Source organism: Paenibacillus sp. FSL H7-0323 (assembly GCF_038002725.1).
Lineage (GTDB): Bacteria > Bacillota > Bacilli > Paenibacillales > Paenibacillaceae > Paenibacillus_AQ > Paenibacillus_AQ odorifer.
The window spans coordinates 986,843-1,004,542 of the sequence record NZ_JBBODB010000001.1; the positions used below are offsets into that span (position 1 = coordinate 986,843).

Here is a 17,700-nt window from a genome sequence, read left to right on the forward strand (position 1 = left end):
TCTCTGTTATATATGTTGACATGAACGAGTGGATTTACGTATTATGAGAATATAAACCAATATTTCCATGGATGTTTTCTGAAATGAAAGTATAAGTTGTTAACAAAGATTACATCTATCGAAAGGAGTCGGGCTCATGTCCAAATTAGATCCTCTGCCAGGTCTGTCTCCGTATCCATTACAGCATTTTTTCGATGAAATGTATGCTGATAAGAGGAATGTCCGGCCGCACTACAGACATGTGAATCGCATGTTTTCCGGAATGAGCTCCGAAGAGCTGCAAGGGAAGCAAAATTTAATGCAGCGTAGGATGATGGAAGAAGGAATTACCTTTACGCTTTACAACCCGGCTCAGGATCATCCTATGGAGCGAACGATCCCCTTCGATATGATTCCACGTATTATCCCTAAGAATGAGTGGGAGAGGCTAGAAGCTGGAATTATTCAGCGTATCACAGCTTTGAATTTATTCATTCATGACATTTACCATGAGCAATACATTGTTAAAGATGGCATCGTCCCTAGGCGTATGATTATTTCCAACTGTTATTTCCGGCCAGAAATGTCAGGTCTGCGAGTGCCCGGTGGAGCTTATATCACCACCTCAGGAATCGATCTGATCCGCCACCACGATGGACATTATTATGTACTTGAAGACAACCTGCGAACACCCTCCGGCTTTTCCTATCTTTTTAAAGGCAGAACCCTTATGAATCAATTGTTTCCTGAATTGTCCTTTGCCAGCTCCATCCGAGATGTAGATCATAGCTTAAATCGCTTCTTATCCGTGCTTCGTAGTCTATCTCCTTCAAGAAGGTCAGATCCGGTTATAGCACTCCTAACGCCTGGAGAATACAATTCTGCATATTATGAACATGCTTTTTTGGCACAGCAGATGGGTATACATTTGGTCGAAGGACGAGATTTGGTAACAAAGGATCACAAAATATATTTGAAAGAAATGAACGGACTGCGTCGCGTGGATGTGCTGTATCGTCGGTTGGATGATGATTACATTGATCCGCTAGCCTTTCAACCTGATTCTTTATTGGGTGTGGCAGGACTTATGAATGCGTATAGGGCAGGCAACATAGCGATTGCTAATGCGCCGGGAACCGGTGTTGCAGATGATAAAGCGATGTATGTCTATGTACCGGATATGATTCGTTATTATCTGAATGAAGAGCCGATCCTTGGTAATGTGCCGACGTATTTGTTGTCCCGACCCGATGAACGCCTGTATGTTCTTGAGAACCTATCCGAAATGGTTGTTAAAGAAACCTCATTATCCGGAGGATATGGGATGTTGATCGGAAGTGAGGCGACCAAAGAAGAATTAGCGGAGTTCCGAATGAAAATTATTGCCGATCCGGACCGTTATGTGGCACAGCCAATTATGTCCTTGTCCAGAGCACCCGTATTGTCGGGAGGCACTATGGCACCCCGGCATATAGATCTTCGGGCTTTTGTATTAATGGGCGCAGACCGGAAGCCACATGTCATACCTGGTGGATTAACACGAGTGGCTATGAAAGAAGGTTCACTGGTTGTGAATTCCTCGCAAGGCGGTGGAGTAAAGGATACTTGGGTTATGGCTTGATCTATTATCTTGTAAGCCTTGATTGTGAATCAAAAATATGCAGCATCAATTTGGAGGATAAAGGAGTGGCTAAAGATGCTGAATCGAAATGCGGAGGCTTTATTCTGGATCGGCCGATATATTGAAAGGGCAGAGAATCATGCGCGGCTAATCAATGTACATTATCATATCCAGCAGGAAGAGGATTTTCAGGAAGAAGGACATAAATGGTCGAGGCTTATCGATGCATTAGGAGTTCGAAGTGAGTATTTGCAGCAGTTCGAAACCTTTTCTGAACAGGACGTGTTATCCTTTATTACACTCGATTTGGGCAATTCGAATTCATTATTCTCTTGCGTACATCATGCTAGAAATAATCTTCGCACACTGCGTCAGCATCTTCCAAGTGAGCTATGGGATATCGTCAACAGCTTTAATCTATGGCTTGGGGAGCGGTCAGTCGCTGATATTATGAGTGGCCCACATCATTTCTACCAGCAGGTGAAGGAACGTGCGGCTATGTTTCTAGGAGCAGAACAATCCGTAATGCTTAGGGGAAATGAATGGCATTTTATAGAGAGCGGCCGTTTTCTGGAACGGGCAGAGAATACGACGCGTATTTTGCAGGCAGTTATTGCCTCTTGCCGTTTTAAAGAGCTTCATGCAATTTATATTCAGTTACAGGCTGTGCTGAAATCGGTAAGTGGTTATCAGGCGTTTCGCCGTTATTATGCAGATGCTATGTCACCGGAGAGCATTTTAGATTTTTTGATCGCAAATCCCAAATTTCCACGTTCGATCCGCTTTTCTTTTCACCAGCTGGAAGAGCATTTAGCTAGACTTGAATTAGATTCCTCAGAAAAAGGCTCAGGTCATGAGAAGGTCATCCGTCAAGCAGGAAAGCTGAAGGCAGAGCTGGATTATATGGAGAAAGAGGAAATGTCCGGTGAACTGGTGGAAGATGTGCTGCAATCACTCGTAATATCTTGCCAGAGACTGGGCAAAACGATGGAGGGCGCCTTTTTTCGGCGAGAAGGAGTATCTGTATGAAGATTCAAATCAATCACACCACCACATACAGTTATCCAGAGCCGGTTACGGACAGTGTCAATGAAATCAGGCTTACCCCACGCACCAACTATCGGCAATCCTGTTATCACCATGAGGTTGAAGTATCTCCGGCAGCTAATCTATTAACGTATGAGGATTTCTTCGGTAATCGGGTGCATGCCTATTCGGTTAATAAGCCACATACGGAAATGGTAATCCATACGAAAGCTACTGTAGTAACGCTGGATAAAGCCCAAGGTACCGATCTTCCGCGAACCAGCCTTGAAGAGCAAGTTAAACTATTAAATGATGAAAAGTTTCAGAACCGTTATATTGAGTTTATTTTGCCGACCCGTTATACCGAGGTGACTCCTGAATTAGTGGAGTTCGCTTCCCAGTACCCTTTTAGTGAAGCTGAGGATATGTATGAATGGATTCTGAAGTTATCTTCGACGATTTATGAACAGTTCACCTATGATCCTGAGGCAACAAGCGTAAATACAACGGTAAAAAAAGCCCTCAAGCTCAAGCGGGGGGTCTGTCAGGATTATGCTCATCTTATGATCGCTGTCTGCCGCAGTGTGGGTCTGCCTTCAAGATATGTTAGTGGATATCATTTTGTCGGTGATCTACAGAGCAGCAATGCTAATTTCGAGCAGGCTTCACATGCTTGGGTGGAGACCCATATTCCGGGTACGGGCTGGCTTGGTTTTGATCCGACGAATAATGTTGAAGTGAACTGGCGTTATATCAAGCTGGGTCATGGACGGGATTATAAAGATATAGTACCTGTAAAAGGGGTATATCGCGGTGGAGCAGGCACACTAACTGTAAAAGTGGACGTACGCAAGCTGGACAACTGAACTGAAATAATTGAAACATCGAACATCGAACATCGAAACAATCAAAAAAATCAAAATATTCGAAACAAACTCTCCGCTCATCTTATTGAATGGGGAGATTTTTTTGTGCGGCGTGCCTAAATTCGGAAGATTTATGAACGAGATGATTCCATTACAGGTTTATTTGGGTAATCTTGATCCATAGTACTTATCTTACAGACATTAGAGGAGAGATTACATATGAGCCCAAACATATCTAAGAAACAAAGATTTATTGGAAAAACAGCGATTATAACCGGAGCGGGCTCGGGAATTGGCCGTGCTACCGCTATTAAGCTGGCGCGGGAAGGTGCAAATGTAGCATTGTTCGATTTAAATCTTGAAAGAACCTCTTCCTTGGCAGAAAAGCTTAATAAGCTACGAAAAGATTGCGCGCTGGCCATAGAGGTAGATACTTCGGATGAGAAAAAGATGGAGGAAGCCGTACGTTGTACGGTGGAACAATTCGGAGGTGTGGATGTAGTATTCGCTAACGCGGGGATTAATGGCGCTGTGGGCCCGATAGAAGAACTAAGCTTGAGCGACTGGGAGCGTACGATGTCGGTGAACTTGACGGGGACTTTTTTGACTCTGAAATATACTATTCCTCATCTGAAAGATAAAGGGAAGGGCAGTATTATTATTACTAGTTCCATTAATGGGAACACTAGATTTGCCAGCTTTGGGTGGTCTACTTATAGCACTACCAAAGCTGGACAGGTGGCTTTTGCCAAAATGGCAGCTCTCGAGCTTGCTAAGTTTAAGATTCGTGTAAATGTGATCTGCCCTGGGGCTATTGCTACGAATATAGATGAAACCACTGAAATGAGCGAGGATGTTGAAGCAATCGTCATTCCGATTGAATTCCCTGATGGAGCGCAACCCTTGGCAGATGGACCGGGCAAGCCGGATAATGTCGCTGATCTCGTTGCTTTTCTGGCTTCGGATGAATCTATCCATATTACAGGTGCGCAAATCGTGATTGACGGCGCGGAGTCCTTGTTATCCTAATTTCGAGATCGCTTCCCGGTATTGCTCGTACCATTTATTCCATTCGTCTTTCCGTGACTTCAGCGTCGTGCCTTCCAAAAGATGCTGGATCACTTCTAGACAAACATGCCAGCCAGCGAGATCTCGTGGTGTATGCGGGGTAAGCGTTTGTAGTGTTTCGTTCAAGACGAGTAAACAGCCTTCTGAATTAGGGTATAACTCAAAACGAACAAGATCCTCAGCCCAAGTAAACTCAAAAATAGATTGATGCTGCAGCACGGTAATTTCCATATCCACAAACGTTCCGTTTTGCATATCAAACTTTATAAGTCCGCCTTCACGCAGGTCCTCGATTTTTAATTCAGAGAACCATAAGGCAAGCTTCTCATTTTCGGTCAAATAGGACCAAATCTCAGTTGCGGAATGCTTTAACTGGCGTTCGAAACGAGCGACATAATATTGATCTTCTTTTTGGATGTTAGCTAACATTTATATTTCTCCTTTGGACTACTGCGGTAGTCCTTTTTTTATTGAGTTGAGGCTCATTAGAAAGAGTATAGCAATCGCCTGTGTTAATTGCACGATCCGGCTGTGTGGCTGAAGCGTAACTTATAGGGTATAGAGGGCAATAAAATAGCGGGAGAAATAAGGTCATAGGCAAGTCCACGAGCTCGATTTGCGTACGGCGCGGAGTTAGTGTTGGCGGAGAAAAGGGAGTGATGTAGGAGATAAGTGTGCAAGACGGGGGAAAGGGAGTGATGTAGGAGATAAGTGTGCATGACGATGAAAAGTGAGTGAAGACAGGGATAAGTGCGTGATGAATGGCGGAAGTAAACAGTAGCATCTACGGTGGCGAGGATGCATCGGCATTGCGGACTGTATTGCAGCTATTTGGAGTTTTTGGTGTGTTTATTAGAAGTATCGGACTGCATAGTACTTATTGCTGCGATTTTGAACAAAAGTAGGGCGTATTTGAGCGAATAGGTGCAACTGAGTCCGATAGTATAGCGAAATGGACTAAATTAGTGAAATAAGGGCTGCTGGGTCCGAACGATCTATGGCGACGAAGATGTAATGAGGGTGTAAAGGATGTAGTATACGAGCAAGAGCTACTGGGTCCAATCGATTTGCGGAGGCCTGGATTCGCTGACGTTGCGGACTGTATTGCAGCTATTTGGAGTTTTTGGTGTGTTTATTAGAAGTATCGGACCGCATAGCGCTTATTGCCGCGATTTTGAACAAAAGTAGGGCGTATTTGAGCGAATAGGTGCAACTGTGTCCGATAGCAGAGAGAATAAGCCTGAATTAATAAAATAAGGTCATCTGAGTCCGAACGTTATATGGTGGCGAGGATGCATCGGCGTTGCGGACTGTATTGCAGCTATTTGGCGTTTTTGGTGTGTTTATTAGAAGTATCGGACCGTATAGCTCTTATTGCTGCGATTTTGAACAAAAGTAGGGCGTGTTTGAGTGAATAGCTGCATCTGTGTCCGATAGTACAGCGAAATGGACTTAATTAGTGAAATAAGGGCTGCTGGGTCCGAACGATCAATGGTGACGTAGATGTAATGAAGGTACAAAGGATGTAGTATATGAGCAAGAGCTACTGGGTTCGATCGGTTTGCGGAGACCTGGATTCGCTAATGGATCGGACTGTATTGCAGCTATTTGGTGTTTTTGGTTTGTATTTTGAACATATCGGACCGCATAGCGCTTATTGCCGCGTTTTTGAACAAAAGTAGGGTGTGTTTGAGCGAATAGGTGCAACTGAGTCCGATAGTACAGCGAAAAGGACTAAATTTGTGAAATAAGGGCTGCTGAGTCCGAACGATCTATGCGACGAAGATGTAATGAATGTGTAATGAATGTGTAATAAAGGATGTAGTATACAAGCAAGGGCTCCTGGGTCCATACGTTTCACGGTGGCCAGTGTATGCTGACATTGCGGTTATGGGCTTAGAATATGCATTGTGTACGATAGTTACAGAGTCTGAGCTATTCAACTGTGCGACGAGGGCAAGGGGCATTTGAGTAAATAGCTCGCCATCCCTATAGATAACAGAATAGGAAATATCTGAGAAATCATTCCGGCACCTTGATGCAAATCCTAAGTCTTTTATGCTAAAATTAACGCAATTCCGTAAAATCTACTTTTGCTTAGGCAGGGTAGTTAATAGTGTGGTATTAGTGAAGGAGGCTGCGTATATGGGGATGATGTCTTGGTTAGCTGAGCAGCGAATTCAGGAGTCTATGCGTAACGGGGAATTTCGAGATTTACCTGGGCATGGCAAGCCGCTGGAGCTCGAGGATTTATCGGGTGTGCCGGAAGAATTGCGGATGTCTTTTAAAATCATGAAGAACTCCGGACTAGTGCCTGAGGAAATCTCTCTGCGAGCTGAATGTGTTACGTTGGAAGGATTGCTAGCGGCGTGTCATAATAGCGGAAGTGCAGAAACAAGTGAGGGCAAGGCTTTGCGGTCAAAACTGTCTATGAAAAGACTGCGTCTACAGGAGTTATTACGTGAACGCGGCTTGGATAGTAACCCTGCTTTTATGCAATACAGTGCTCAAATACACGAACAGATGATAAAGGAAGAGGAATAACGCTGGTTACGTTACTGCCTAAATGCCTACAGTCATTTGGACATCAGAATAAATAGTGTAAAATAAAAAGGCATCTCTTGGTCGTTTTAGACAGAAGAGCTGCCTTTTTGCTTGTTATGTGTAACTAAACATGTATACTCATCTAATTTGTTTAAAATATACCCATTCCGGATCGCCATCATCTAAATTCTCAATGACTCCGCTTTTAACAAACCCTTGAGAAAGACATAGTTGCTGCATGATCGTATTGGATTCATTGGTGGAGGTGAAAAGCTTGGGGGTTGGGCATTGTTCCTCGATGTAGCTAAGGAGTGTTTTGGCTATGCCTAGGCGTCTGAACTCAGGATCCACAATGACCAGCTGAATAAAACAACATTCGAAAAAGGTGGTATCGCAGCAAGCAAATCCTACAAACGTTCCATTATGTGATGCTACGTAACACTGCTCATGCTTGATATATTTTTCAATCTTCGATTTGCGGCTTTCATTGCCAATGATCTTGCTGTCTATTTTGGTGAGCATGGGTAGATCTGAAATTGTAGCTTTTGTTACGAATATCATAGTAAGTCTCCTTATTAATATTATAGAGGGTATGAATGGTAAGTCTTGATCTTTAAGGTTTTTTCACACATGATGAAGATGATCTAAGATAACTTCAAGGGAAATTATAACATATGATTATAGACGATGGAGAGATAGAATGAAACAACTTCCGATTATACAGGTGCTTCCTGACCTGAAAAACATACTTAACACTGCGCAGGCAGCAGTACTTATCGCTGAACCGGGTGCAGGCAAAACAACAGGAACGCCTCCGGCGTTTTTGGACGAGCCCTGGATGGCGGGTAAAAGCATTTTAATGTTAGAGCCTAGAAGGCTTGCTGCTAGATCTGCCGCCACTTACATGGCATCCTGCCTTGGAGAAAGTGTTGGACAGACGGTAGGTTATCGGATGCGGAATGACACTAAAGTAGGCAAAAATACGCGGATTGTTGTAGTCACTGAAGGAGTATTAACGAGAATGCTGCAAAGCGATCCTTCTTTGGGTGATGTGGGTTTAGTTATTTTTGATGAGTTCCATGAGCGCAGTCTTCATGCGGATTTGGGACTTGCCCTTACACTGGAAGCACAGGCTGTGCTGCGGGAGGATCTAAGGATTCTTATCATGTCAGCTACCTTGGACAGTGAGCGGGTGTCTGCTTTACTAGGCGATGCGCCCGTAGTAAATTGTCCGGGCAGAACCTATCCTGTAGAAACAATCTATGTGCCAACTACTGGGAATCTTCCACTGGAAAAAACTGCTGCTGCTGCTGTGAGACGTGCGCTTGTTGAACAACCCGGAGATATTCTCGTCTTTTTACCGGGGGAAAGAGAAATACGCAGAACTCAAAGTGAGTTGGAAAATGGAAGCTTGGCAGAGCAGACGGTAATTCGCCCTTTATATGGCCAGCTGCCACAAAATATCCAAGATGCAGCTGTGGCTGCATCTGTTCAAGGTGAACGAAAAGTAGTGCTCGCGACTTCTATCGCTGAGACAAGTCTAACGATTGAAGGCGTGCGAACGGTAATTGACACAGGGCAGCGCCGTACACAGGTATTCTCACCACGCACAGGAATGCCAAGTCTGACGACAGTCCCGGTATCGAAAGCCTCCGCGGATCAACGGCGGGGACGTGCCGGACGAACAGCCCCTGGCGTGTGCTACAGGCTGTGGAGTCAGGAGGAGCATAATCGACTTCCGGATGACAATGTGCCGGAGATTATGCAGACGGACCTTGCGCAGCTCGCTTTGGAGCTGGCGCTGTGGGGCGTGCGCGATCCTGCCGCGCTATCTTGGCTTGACGCGCCGCCCGCTGCGCCTTATGCGCAGGGCACCGCGCTGCTGCGCCAGCTCGGCGCGCTGGACGCCGCGGCGCTATTACGCCGCACGGCCACAGCATGGCCGCGCTTGGCGCGCACCCGCGAGCCGCGCATATGCTGCTGCGCGCGGCAGAGCTTGGCACAGCACCGCTCGCCTGCCGGCTGGCGGCGCTGCTGCAAGAGCGGGACCTTTTCAAGGGTCCCGCGGCCCTAGATTGCGACCTCACGCTCCGCGTTGAGGCGCTGCTCCGGTTCGAGCGCTCCGCTGATAGCGGCGGAGCGGACCCGGCGGCTCTGCGCGCTGTGCAGCGCGAGAGCCGCCATTTCCTGGCGCAGCTGCAAGCCGCGCCGGGCGAGAACGTGAACGACATCAGCCGCTGCGGGCTGCTTCTGTCGTTCGCCTATCCCGACCGGATCGGGCCGAAACGCGGCGATGGCGCGTTTCTGCTCTCCTCCGGTCGGGGGGCGGCCATGCGGGAAGGGCAACCGCTGGCCCGGTCATCTTATATCGTAGCTGCTTCGATCGATGATCGCGCTACACAGGGCGCAATTATGCTGACAGCTGAGATAGAAGAAGGACAACTGCTTTCCTATCATGCAGACCGCATCACCGAGGAAGCGGATGTGTATTGGGATAAAGAAAGTGGAAGTGTGAAGAAACGTCGTCGCACAATGCTCGGCGCGTTGGTCTTAAAAGAAACTTCACATGAAAGACCCTCCGCGGAAGAAATGGCAAATGTACTATTAAGTGTCATCGCTACAGATGGCATTGAAATCCTACCGTGGGAGAAGGGAACCATACAGCTTCGCGAACGTTTGATGTTTATGCATACCTTACGTTCAGATTGGCCGGATGTATCAGATGTTTCTTTAATTGCTACGTTGGATGAATGGCTTTTGCCATATCTGCAAGGTATGAGGAACCTCCGCGACCTTCAGCGTGTACCGTTAGCGCGAGCGCTTGAGGGGATGTTAGACTGGAATCAGCGGCAGATGCTGGAAAAGGAGGCACCTACACATATATCTGTTCCCAGTGGCTCGCGTGTGCCTGTAGATTATACTAATCCTGCTGCCCCGGTATTGGCAGTAAGATTGCAAGAGATGTTTGGACAGCTGGACACACCTCGAATTGGAGGGGGGAAAGTGCCAGTATTGCTGCATCTTTTGTCACCAGCTAGACGACCTGTGCAGGTAACCTCTGATCTAGCAAGTTTTTGGCGGGGGACCTATTTTGAGGTCAAAAAAGATCTGAAAGGACGGTACCCGAAGCACTATTGGCCAGATGACCCATTACAGGCTATTCCGACTAATCGTACACGTCCTGTAAAATAATTTATGGTTACATATGCTCTTGAAATTTTTCCTTAGATGTTTGGTCTCCCGTTTAAAGGGTAATTACTAGCGAAGACAATTACTAAGGAGGGCTTCAAGTGACTAAAAAAATCGTAGGTATTTTCGACACAGAACAAGAAGCAACCAGAGCAATTGAAGGACTTCACAATCAAGGATTTAATAATGATGAAATATCAGTAATCACACGTGATCGTGATGAGCTTAGAAACATCTCAGAGGATACAGGCACAAAAGCTCCAGAAGGAGTAGCAACAGGCGCTGCTACAGGTGGTGTAGTTGGCGGCGTTGCCGGACTATTAGCAGGGATCGGAGCATTGGCGATTCCGGGGATTGGACCGATTCTGGCGGCAGGGCCTATAGTTGCAACCCTTACAGGTGCAGCAGTTGGTGCAGGCGCAGGTGGATTAGTCGGCGGCTTGATCGGACTCGGTATTCCTGAGGATGAGGCTAAAGAGTACGAAGGTTATGTGGAAAGCGGCAAAATCCTTGTACTAGTCGATGATAATGGACGCGGCTATCAAGCACATGATGTGTTCCGCGGTAACCGTTCGCTGAATACTCAGCGTTACGAAGGCGTCTATAACGAAGACACTAGACTAGGAAATTCGATGGCTAACAGAGCGGATCGGACGGCTGAAGTCTACAACCGCGATAAAATATAACATTATAATAACCTGCTTTAAAAGCGGTAAAAGGTTACAAGGAGCGATTCTCCGATTTAATGGAGAATCGCTCCTTTTGTATTTTTAGTCCATCGCGCCTCCCGGAATCCCCCTTTGCTCATCCTCTTCTGAGGTGTACGGACCCAGATGACGCTATTGGCTAATTTTTGGTCTTTGCAGCAGGATTTCGGACTCCATGGACGCTATTCTATAGAATGAGGCTCATATTTGCTGTTATTTATGCCAATAGCTGCAATGGGGTCCGATAGGGCTCCAAATATTGAATAATATTGCGGTTAAGGTCCGCTGTGTCCTTTGCTACTACGTTCCTGCATCGTTTCGGAGTGTCCTTATGCTGCTACGCACGTGCTGTCCTTGTATTGCTACGTAAGCGCACCCGGTCACGTGTCCTTATGCTACAGAGTATTCGTATCGGATTGCAACTCTGAACGTGCCCCGTTACGCAGTGTCCTTAATACTACTACGCACGTGCTGTCTTTGTACTGCTATCTATGCGTACCCGATCACGGTGACCTTTGTTGGAGGTGCATCGTTCCGCTGTGTCTTAATGCTGTTACGTACATGCACCGTTCCCTAGAGTCCTTTTACTATTATCGTTCCACTGTGTCCTTGTATTGCTACGTAAGCGCACCCGGACTCTGTGTCCTTATCCTACTGAGCATAAGCCCCCGGTTTGCAGCTACGAAATCCCCCCGTTCCGCAGCGCCCTTATGGTTGCTAAGCACGTGCCACGTTCCGGAGTGTCCTTATGTGCTGCTACCAGCACGATCTTAATCAAGGATACGAAGCATGCGGATGAAAGAATCAGCTGCCACGGATAACCTCATATCGCGATGGATTGCGAAGCCTATATTCCGGGGGGGAGGGGGATCATCTAATTGCAACTCGAAAAGTTCTCCTTTTTGAATCTCCTCAATTACAAAAGAACGGCTAATAAAGGCTACCCCGTAACCAAGTCTTGCGAATTCAGAGAGTAAATCGATGCTGCCCAGCTCTATATCTGGTTTAACGGACAACCGCTTACCAGCAAACCAATGATCAACAAACAGTCTGGTGCTGCTTTCTGGGGATAATAAAATAAAAGGTAACTCTGCAAGTTCTTTTGCCGTAAGCGAACGGTTTGCCAGTTCCTGAAAGGCTCGTCCCACTACAAAACAATCCTCAAGGGTGGCAAGCGTCTGAATACTTAATTGTGGATCGTCAATAGGCATATGGACGAGCGCACAGTCTATTTCGCCTTCTTTCAAACGTTTGGTGATCTCATGCGTTTTTCCGTGTGATAGCCGAATTCGTATGCCGGGATATTGTTTGTGGAATGCGTTCAATTGCGGCAGCAAAAGATTTTTTATAAGGGAATCACTTGCTCCAATCCGAACTTCTCCCTCGTTTAATTGCTTTAGATTATGAAGATGCTTTTGTGCAGAATCCAGCATGACTAAAGAGGGCTCAACATATTCCAATAACGCCCGTCCTTCCTCGGTTAGCTCTACACCTTTAGATAAACGATGAAATAATTTGAGGCCTAAAGAATCCTCCATTTGTTTAATGGCATAACTTACGGATGGCTGTGTAATATGCAATTCATTTGCAGCCTTTGTTAGATTTTTGTAACGAGCCGTATATAAAAAAATACGATACCATTCAAGGTTAAAGAATTTGATATAGATCACCTCTATGACAGTCTGTTGAAAATGTGATTTCATTAATCGCAACAATCTTATTATAATTTGGATATATAAATAATAAAAGAGTCGGCAATGGAGGTTTGAATATTATGGCAGGTAACACATTTGGAGAAGTATTTAAGATTACTACCTTTGGAGAGTCACATGGTGCAGCGGTTGGGGTCATAGTGGATGGAGTTACACCTAATGTTGAAATTGATGAAGCATATATTCAGAAACAGATGGATAGAAGGAAACCAGGCCAGTCCTCTGTAACTTCACCGCGTAAGGAATATGATGTGGTGCAAATACAATCAGGAATATTCGAAGGGAAAACAACCGGAACTCCACTCTTTGTAGTTCTGTACAACAAAGATATGAAACCGGAGGCCTATAACGATATTCAGCATTCATTTAGACCCGGGCATGCGGACTATACTTTTTTGCAGAAATACGGAATTCGCGATCATAGAGGCAGTGGACGGGCATCAGGCAGGGAAACAGCGGCAAGAGTAGCTGGCGGAGCGATCGCTCGGAAACTGCTCGAAAGAAGAGGGGTTGAGGTACTAGCCTACACGCAAGAGGTCGGAGGGATTAAGTGTCAAACCTTTGATGAAGATGTTATTGAACAAAATGCAGTCCGCGCCTGTGATGCTAAGGCTGGAGCTGAAATGATTAAAAAAATTGAACACTTAGCTTCGATTGGAGACAGCTGCGGAGGTATCGTGGAGTGTCGGATTAGAGGGGTTATTCCGGGTCTTGGAGAACCCGTATTTGATAAATTGGATGCAGAGTTAGCTAAAGCGATGTTATCTATTGGTGCTGTAAAAGGAATAGAGTTTGGAGCTGGATTCGAAGCGGCCTCTATGCTTGGAAGTGAACATAATGACGCGATGAATAAGGATGGATTTCTTAGTAACCATTCCGGTGGGATTATAGGCGGAATCAGCACAGGAGAAGAGATTATTTTTCGAATAAGTGTAAAGCCTACATCCTCGATTTCTGTTACTCAACAGACCATAAACACGAATGGTGAAGAAGTTGAGATTAAAACGGAGGGCAGACATGATCCATGTATCTGTCCGAGAATCGTGCCGGTTGTTGAAGCAATGGCTTGCTTAGTATTGGAAGATCTTTATAAAAGACAAGCTGCTATTTTTGGATGAACCACTTTATAAAATGAAACAAATCAAAGACTGCACCTCTTAGCAATAGACTGTGAGGTGCAGTCTTTTTTGCATATGTGGTATCATATGGATAATCATTCAAATTATGTTTTGTCTCTAGTTATGCCATAAGATACAGTACAGCGAAAAGGAGGGAATAGATGAGAATCTTTGTTGCAGGTGCTGCTGGTGTGATTGGACGGTTATTGCTTCCTAAGTTACTACAAGCGGGGCATGAGGTTATCGGTCTGACCCATAAAGAAGAAAACAAAACAATCCTTGAGAGCATAGGGGCACAAGCGGTAATCGCGGATGTGTATGAGCGTGAGTCTATATTTGCGGCTATTCAAGCAGCCCAACCTGAAGTGGTAATTCATCAGCTGACTTCATTAAGTCAGCGGAATTTTGCAGATAATTCAAGGATAAGAATAGAAGGAACACGAAATATTGTCGATGCTTCACTGACAAACGGGGTTAAACAGATTATTGCTCAAAGTATCTCTTGGGCTTATGAAGCTGGTGAGGGACCTGCCACGGAGAATACTCCATTAGATACTAATGCTTCTGAATCCCGGATGAGAACCATTGAGGGTATCCGCTCACTTGAAAAGGCAGTTGCAGAAATTCCTAATCATGTGATTTTGCGGTACGGAATGTTGTACGGCCAAGGGACTTGGTATGATACTGCGGGATTAATGACAGAAGAAATTCGACAAGGGAGACTGACTGCAACAGAAGCGGTTACGTCATTCCTTCACGTGGAGGATGCAGCTAACGCGGCGGCGCTTGCTCTGAACTGGCCTTCTGGTCCAGTTAATATTGTGGACAATGAACCTGCGCGAGGAATAGATTGGGTGCCTGTTTTTTCTGAAATCTTGGGAGCTCCTAGACCTCCTTTGCAAATGGGCAGAGAAGGCTGGGAACGGGGGGCGTCCAATACAAAAGCTCGAATGGATTACGGATGGAGTCCATCTTACCCTTCATGGAGGTCAGGTTTTGCTCAGAGCTTGAAAGGTTAGAGATGAATCCAAACATGTACAAGGAGAGATAACATGAGTAAATTAAAGAATTTTTCTTTAGTAGTCGTGAATTTAATTGCTGATCTATGGTTTGGAATCGTTCGAAAACCAGAGTTTTATGATAAACACACCGTTACTAGAACAAAGAAAGGGTATGTCCTGTTTGTATCTATGGCAGGCATTATCGCAGTGGGTTCAGCTTTTTGGTTATGCTCAAGAATATATTAGAAAAAAGGCTGCCAATTGGCGGTCTTTTTTTTGAGATTGGATGTCAGAAAGCTAGAATGTTATGTTACTACTTAATAGATGGTTAAAACAGGCTCCTTATTATGATCAGCGCATAAGATTAATGTCTAAACTCATGGATGAAAATCGTGCCAAAGTGACGCTTATTGCCGCCTCAGCTGGATTCGGAAAAACGACACTTGCAGCTGAATGGGCTCGCACTCATTCCGATGAGGTTGCATGGTTGTCACTGGAACTTGCAGATAACCATCTTGTACGGTTCTGGTTAAATTTGCATGCTGCAATTGAGAGAATCTTTCGCCCCTTTTTAAATCGCTTGGATTTGTTTATCCAGTCTATTCGTGACGGTTCAGTAGAAACTGCGATTCCTCTTTTATTAAACGATCTGCATTCTCTTCCAGGCTCTATTACACTTATAATGGATGAATATCATGCGATTACGAATCAATCGATTCATGAGAGTATGGGCTTTTTCATCGGACATCTTCCGGCTAATGTGAAGCTTGTAATATTGAGTAGAACTCTCCCGCCACTCGCCTTATCCCGCCTAAGAGCACAACAGGAACTACTAGAATTAAGTTACGATGATCTGAGGTTTACATTTGACGAAATAGATGAGCTACAATCTCAATCCTTGAGCGAGCAGCTTTCACAAGATGAGTTATTTTTGCTTGGAAAAAAAACAGAAGGATGGGCAGCGGGTTTAATTCTTGCCTTCCGCTCTTTTTCAGGAAGGGCTGGTCTTGGAAGCTATCCAGCATGCTTTTGAGGCAGAGGATTATACGTTTTCTGCATCATGTATGGATAGGCCTTTCAATTCAATTATCAAAGATGGCGATGAATCTACATTGCTAGATTTACTAGATAAGTTGCCGATCAAAAATATGATTGTGCACCCTGATTTATTTTATTTTCAAGCGGGTTCGATGGCTGTCGCTGGACGATCAGATGATGCCAAACGCTTCTTACAAAGGTTGAACTTTTCATGGAAGAGGAATTTATTATTCCGGAAAAAGAGCAAGCCGTAATTCAAATGCGGTTGGATCTGTATCGTGCTTCGGTTGCATTTTATCAGGGGGACGTGGATACGTTCGTTGAGCTATTGGACCAAAACAGGGAAGGCATAGAGAAATTTGCATCTATAGTAAACGTTACAAGGACATGGTTTTGTATTTTTGGCGGATCTTTTCTATGAACGGAATCATCTTAAAGATGCAAATGTCCAACTGGACAAAGCGCTTGTTATGTGTAATTCCTCGAGGCATGTGAGCGTGTGGGTGCCAGGGGTTATTTTGCAAGCTAAAATGTTAAAAGCAATGGGTCATGTGGAACCTAATTACACAAATGAAGAATTACTGACAGCGTCAACGCTTGTGTATGATAAGAAATCAGGACAGCTAATTGCGAATTGTCTTTTGGGTTTACAAGATGATTACGCAGCAGTTTACAGTATTGGTGTAATACCTGCTTACAGAGGAAAAGGGATTGCTACACTGATGTTGAAAAGAGGACTTAATCTCCTGAAAGATAAGTATCCGATCCTAAGATTATATGTCATGGAAGGTAATGATGCGGAGTCTGTTTATTTAAATCTAGGATTTGTCCCTGGAGTACAAGAGATACAGAGTATGTATATTCCTATGCACGACTAAGAAAGGCTGCCAGATGGCAGCCTTTTTTTTGTTAACTAGGCATGAGAGGTAATAGGAAACATGAAATGTTGAGGGAGTTCTTTTAATAGCGGACGTATAAATAAGGTATCTTCACTCTGTGAAATTAATTCTGCCTTAACTTGATCGATTGGATAATCTGGTGTGAAATAAAAATGTATAACTTCAGTATCCGGAGAAATAATGCTTTTCAATACTGTATTGATATCAAAACTTGTTGTACTAATAATATCAAAAATATGAAGCTGATGATCCTCATGTTTAAAGATCACAATAACGTCAGCCTTTTCAATATAATAAAAGGAATCGTGAAAAGGAAGAATAAAATAAAACAGCAGCTGATGTTCATTATTTATCACACTTAGCGCAGAGGATACCGGTGTTCTTTTGACTGCAAAATTTTTGATCATGCTAAAATCAACGGGGTTACCTATAGATAAAGGCCGCACAGAGTAGGTTGTAGTTGGCTGATTGCTAAGATGAGCAGCGTTAAGTGAAAAGCTGCTTTCTTGCATGCGTTCAAACCCGAATTTAGGATAAAAATCCAAAGCGCGCTCATTAGCAAATAAGTAGAGAAAGTCGTATTCATGTTCGTACTTAGCGATAATGTGGTCTATTAATTTTCGGGATAAACCTTGCATACGATAATCAGGATGTGTCATCACCGTCCCAATTTGGATGGCGTTGTATTCTTTTTTGTTGATGAGAATAGTCATTTTATTAATAGATGCATTCGCAATGACGTGATCTTCATCGATAAAGGAATAACAAATATATTTGTCATTCCAGCCCCCTTGTTCATACCAAGGTTTAAAATCAATACCAAAGATTGATTGGGCTAAAGAATTGAAGCTAAGCTTATATTTATCGATGTATTTATAATCGCTAATCAATTGATATTCATTCATAGAATATACCTCTATTTCAGATGATTT

Annotated in this window: 20 protein-coding genes; 16 read left to right on the forward strand and 4 right to left on the reverse strand. The window is 44.4% G+C overall.

All coding sequences use genetic code 11. The features are described from left to right. The first annotated feature begins 136 nt into the window (after positions 1-136). The 4 genes from MHH89_RS04670 to MHH89_RS04685 all read left to right on the forward strand — a co-directional run bounded on the left by MHH89_RS04670 (position 137) and on the right by MHH89_RS04685 (position 4,521). Positions 137-1,600, forward strand: coding sequence for a circularly permuted type 2 ATP-grasp protein (locus MHH89_RS04670; RefSeq protein ID WP_036686502.1), 1,464 nt, complete (start codon positions 137-139; stop codon positions 1,598-1,600). 75 nt (positions 1,601-1,675) lie between these two features. Continuing rightward, entirely contained in the window at positions 1,676-2,629 is a 954-nt protein-coding gene (locus tag MHH89_RS04675; protein ID WP_076126125.1) for an alpha-E domain-containing protein, read from the forward strand. Continuing rightward, positions 2,626-3,492: a transglutaminase family protein gene (locus tag MHH89_RS04680; RefSeq protein ID WP_076126126.1), complete on the forward strand. Its 867-nt coding sequence runs from the start codon at positions 2,626-2,628 to the stop codon at positions 3,490-3,492. Before MHH89_RS04675 ends, MHH89_RS04680 begins: the two co-directional genes overlap by 4 nt. Before the next feature lie 219 nt (positions 3,493-3,711). Further along, the gene (locus MHH89_RS04685) at positions 3,712-4,521 is read left to right on the forward strand and encodes an SDR family oxidoreductase (protein WP_036686506.1); all 810 of its coding nucleotides are present in this window, start codon (positions 3,712-3,714) and stop codon (positions 4,519-4,521) included. On the opposite strand, the gene MHH89_RS04690 is transcribed toward MHH89_RS04685, so the two are convergent. Further along, the gene (locus MHH89_RS04690; protein WP_076126128.1) at positions 4,513-4,989 is read right to left on the reverse strand and encodes an SRPBCC family protein; all 477 of its coding nucleotides are present in this window, start codon (positions 4,987-4,989) and stop codon (positions 4,513-4,515) included. The two genes, MHH89_RS04685 and MHH89_RS04690, sit on opposite strands and share 9 nt — an antisense overlap. 332 nt (positions 4,990-5,321) lie before the next feature. Here MHH89_RS04690 and MHH89_RS04695 point away from each other — a divergent pair, with 332 nt between their 5' ends. The 3 genes from MHH89_RS04695 (at position 5,322) to MHH89_RS04705 (ending at position 7,104) form a co-directional block, all read left to right on the forward strand. Continuing rightward, positions 5,322-5,465 carry a hypothetical protein gene (locus MHH89_RS04695; protein WP_341086445.1) on the forward strand — a complete coding sequence of 48 codons (144 nt, stop codon included), beginning with the start codon at positions 5,322-5,324 and terminating at the stop codon, positions 5,463-5,465. A gap of 627 nt (positions 5,466-6,092) precedes the next feature. Further along, entirely contained in the window at positions 6,093-6,242 is a 150-nt protein-coding gene (locus MHH89_RS04700; protein ID WP_175619945.1) for a hypothetical protein, read from the forward strand. A gap of 463 nt (positions 6,243-6,705) precedes the next feature. After that, on the forward strand, positions 6,706-7,104 hold the full coding sequence (locus MHH89_RS04705) for a DnaJ family domain-containing protein (protein ID WP_076218040.1): 399 nt from the start codon (positions 6,706-6,708) through the stop codon (positions 7,102-7,104). 138 nt (positions 7,105-7,242) lie between these two features. On the opposite strand, the gene MHH89_RS04710 is transcribed toward MHH89_RS04705, so the two are convergent. Continuing rightward, complete coding sequence (locus MHH89_RS04710; RefSeq protein WP_076280750.1) at positions 7,243-7,665, reverse strand: GNAT family N-acetyltransferase; 423 nt, start codon at positions 7,663-7,665, stop codon at positions 7,243-7,245. Positions 7,666-7,804: 139 nt separating this feature from the next. Here MHH89_RS04710 and hrpB point away from each other — a divergent pair, with 139 nt between their 5' ends. The 3 genes from hrpB to MHH89_RS04725 all read left to right on the forward strand — a co-directional run bounded on the left by hrpB (position 7,805) and on the right by MHH89_RS04725 (position 10,979). Next, positions 7,805-9,178, forward strand: coding sequence for an ATP-dependent helicase HrpB (gene hrpB, locus MHH89_RS04715; protein WP_341086448.1), 1,374 nt, complete (start codon positions 7,805-7,807; stop codon positions 9,176-9,178). Next, the gene (locus MHH89_RS04720) at positions 9,079-10,296 is read left to right on the forward strand and encodes an ATP-dependent helicase C-terminal domain-containing protein (protein WP_341086449.1); all 1,218 of its coding nucleotides are present in this window, start codon (positions 9,079-9,081) and stop codon (positions 10,294-10,296) included. The genes hrpB and MHH89_RS04720 overlap by 100 nt, the downstream gene beginning before the upstream one ends. A 98-nt stretch (positions 10,297-10,394) precedes the next feature. Continuing rightward, positions 10,395-10,979 carry a general stress protein gene (locus MHH89_RS04725; RefSeq protein WP_076126136.1) on the forward strand — a complete coding sequence of 195 codons (585 nt, stop codon included), beginning with the start codon at positions 10,395-10,397 and terminating at the stop codon, positions 10,977-10,979. 791 nt (positions 10,980-11,770) lie between these two features. Here MHH89_RS04725 and MHH89_RS04730 read toward each other — a convergent pair. Beyond that, complete coding sequence (locus tag MHH89_RS04730) at positions 11,771-12,703, reverse strand: LysR family transcriptional regulator (protein ID WP_340034428.1); 933 nt, start codon at positions 12,701-12,703, stop codon at positions 11,771-11,773. 71 nt (positions 12,704-12,774) lie between these two features. On the opposite strand from MHH89_RS04730, the gene aroC reads away from it, so the two are divergent. The 6 genes from aroC to MHH89_RS04760 all read left to right on the forward strand — a co-directional run bounded on the left by aroC (position 12,775) and on the right by MHH89_RS04760 (position 16,747). Beyond that, complete coding sequence (gene aroC, locus MHH89_RS04735; protein WP_076126139.1) at positions 12,775-13,830, forward strand: chorismate synthase; 1,056 nt, start codon at positions 12,775-12,777, stop codon at positions 13,828-13,830. A 161-nt stretch (positions 13,831-13,991) separates the two neighbouring features. Further along, complete coding sequence (locus MHH89_RS04740) at positions 13,992-14,849, forward strand: NAD-dependent epimerase/dehydratase family protein (protein WP_340398048.1); 858 nt, start codon at positions 13,992-13,994, stop codon at positions 14,847-14,849. 33 nt (positions 14,850-14,882) lie between these two features. After that, the gene (locus tag MHH89_RS04745; RefSeq protein ID WP_076126143.1) at positions 14,883-15,077 is read left to right on the forward strand and encodes a hypothetical protein; all 195 of its coding nucleotides are present in this window, start codon (positions 14,883-14,885) and stop codon (positions 15,075-15,077) included. A 61-nt stretch (positions 15,078-15,138) separates the two neighbouring features. Continuing rightward, the gene (locus MHH89_RS04750) at positions 15,139-15,864 is read left to right on the forward strand and encodes a hypothetical protein (RefSeq protein WP_340034432.1); all 726 of its coding nucleotides are present in this window, start codon (positions 15,139-15,141) and stop codon (positions 15,862-15,864) included. After that, positions 15,839-16,123: a hypothetical protein gene (locus MHH89_RS04755; RefSeq protein ID WP_076218034.1), complete on the forward strand. Its 285-nt coding sequence runs from the start codon at positions 15,839-15,841 to the stop codon at positions 16,121-16,123. Before MHH89_RS04750 ends, MHH89_RS04755 begins: the two co-directional genes overlap by 26 nt. A gap of 264 nt (positions 16,124-16,387) precedes the next feature. Next, positions 16,388-16,747: a GNAT family N-acetyltransferase gene (locus MHH89_RS04760; RefSeq protein ID WP_340398049.1), complete on the forward strand. Its 360-nt coding sequence runs from the start codon at positions 16,388-16,390 to the stop codon at positions 16,745-16,747. Between the two features lie 35 nt (positions 16,748-16,782). Here MHH89_RS04760 and MHH89_RS04765 read toward each other — a convergent pair whose 3' ends face one another. Beyond that, the gene (locus MHH89_RS04765) at positions 16,783-17,673 is read right to left on the reverse strand and encodes a GNAT family N-acetyltransferase (protein ID WP_341086452.1); all 891 of its coding nucleotides are present in this window, start codon (positions 17,671-17,673) and stop codon (positions 16,783-16,785) included. Positions 17,674-17,700 lie beyond the last annotated feature (27 nt).

What these genes read in the sequence shown, in the direction of transcription:
- MHH89_RS04740 (WP_340398048.1), top strand. Translation starts at nt 13,992, where the DNA reads ATGAGAATCTTTGTTGCAGGTGCTGCTGGTGTGATTGGACGGTTATTG.
- MHH89_RS04710 (WP_076280750.1), bottom strand. Translation starts at nt 7,665, where the DNA reads ATGATATTCGTAACAAAAGCTACAATTTCAGATCTACCCATGCTCACC.
- aroC (WP_076126139.1), top strand. Translation starts at nt 12,775, where the DNA reads ATGGCAGGTAACACATTTGGAGAAGTATTTAAGATTACTACCTTTGGA.
- MHH89_RS04730 (WP_340034428.1), bottom strand. Translation starts at nt 12,703, where the DNA reads ATGAAATCACATTTTCAACAGACTGTCATAGAGGTGATCTATATCAAA.
- MHH89_RS04690 (WP_076126128.1), bottom strand. Translation starts at nt 4,989, where the DNA reads ATGTTAGCTAACATCCAAAAAGAAGATCAATATTATGTCGCTCGTTTC.
- MHH89_RS04745 (WP_076126143.1), top strand. Translation starts at nt 14,883, where the DNA reads ATGAGTAAATTAAAGAATTTTTCTTTAGTAGTCGTGAATTTAATTGCT.
- MHH89_RS04675 (WP_076126125.1), top strand. Translation starts at nt 1,676, where the DNA reads ATGCTGAATCGAAATGCGGAGGCTTTATTCTGGATCGGCCGATATATT.
- hrpB (WP_341086448.1), top strand. Translation starts at nt 7,805, where the DNA reads ATGAAACAACTTCCGATTATACAGGTGCTTCCTGACCTGAAAAACATA.
- MHH89_RS04720 (WP_341086449.1), top strand. Translation starts at nt 9,079, where the DNA reads ATGCTGCTGCGCGCGGCAGAGCTTGGCACAGCACCGCTCGCCTGCCGG.
- MHH89_RS04705 (WP_076218040.1), top strand. Translation starts at nt 6,706, where the DNA reads ATGGGGATGATGTCTTGGTTAGCTGAGCAGCGAATTCAGGAGTCTATG.
- MHH89_RS04765 (WP_341086452.1), bottom strand. Translation starts at nt 17,673, where the DNA reads ATGAATGAATATCAATTGATTAGCGATTATAAATACATCGATAAATAT.
- MHH89_RS04700 (WP_175619945.1), top strand. Translation starts at nt 6,093, where the DNA reads ATGAGCAAGAGCTACTGGGTTCGATCGGTTTGCGGAGACCTGGATTCG.
- MHH89_RS04685 (WP_036686506.1), top strand. Translation starts at nt 3,712, where the DNA reads ATGAGCCCAAACATATCTAAGAAACAAAGATTTATTGGAAAAACAGCG.
- MHH89_RS04670 (WP_036686502.1), top strand. Translation starts at nt 137, where the DNA reads ATGTCCAAATTAGATCCTCTGCCAGGTCTGTCTCCGTATCCATTACAG.
- MHH89_RS04750 (WP_340034432.1), top strand. Translation starts at nt 15,139, where the DNA reads ATGTTACTACTTAATAGATGGTTAAAACAGGCTCCTTATTATGATCAG.
- MHH89_RS04680 (WP_076126126.1), top strand. Translation starts at nt 2,626, where the DNA reads ATGAAGATTCAAATCAATCACACCACCACATACAGTTATCCAGAGCCG.
- MHH89_RS04695 (WP_341086445.1), top strand. Translation starts at nt 5,322, where the DNA reads ATGGCGGAAGTAAACAGTAGCATCTACGGTGGCGAGGATGCATCGGCA.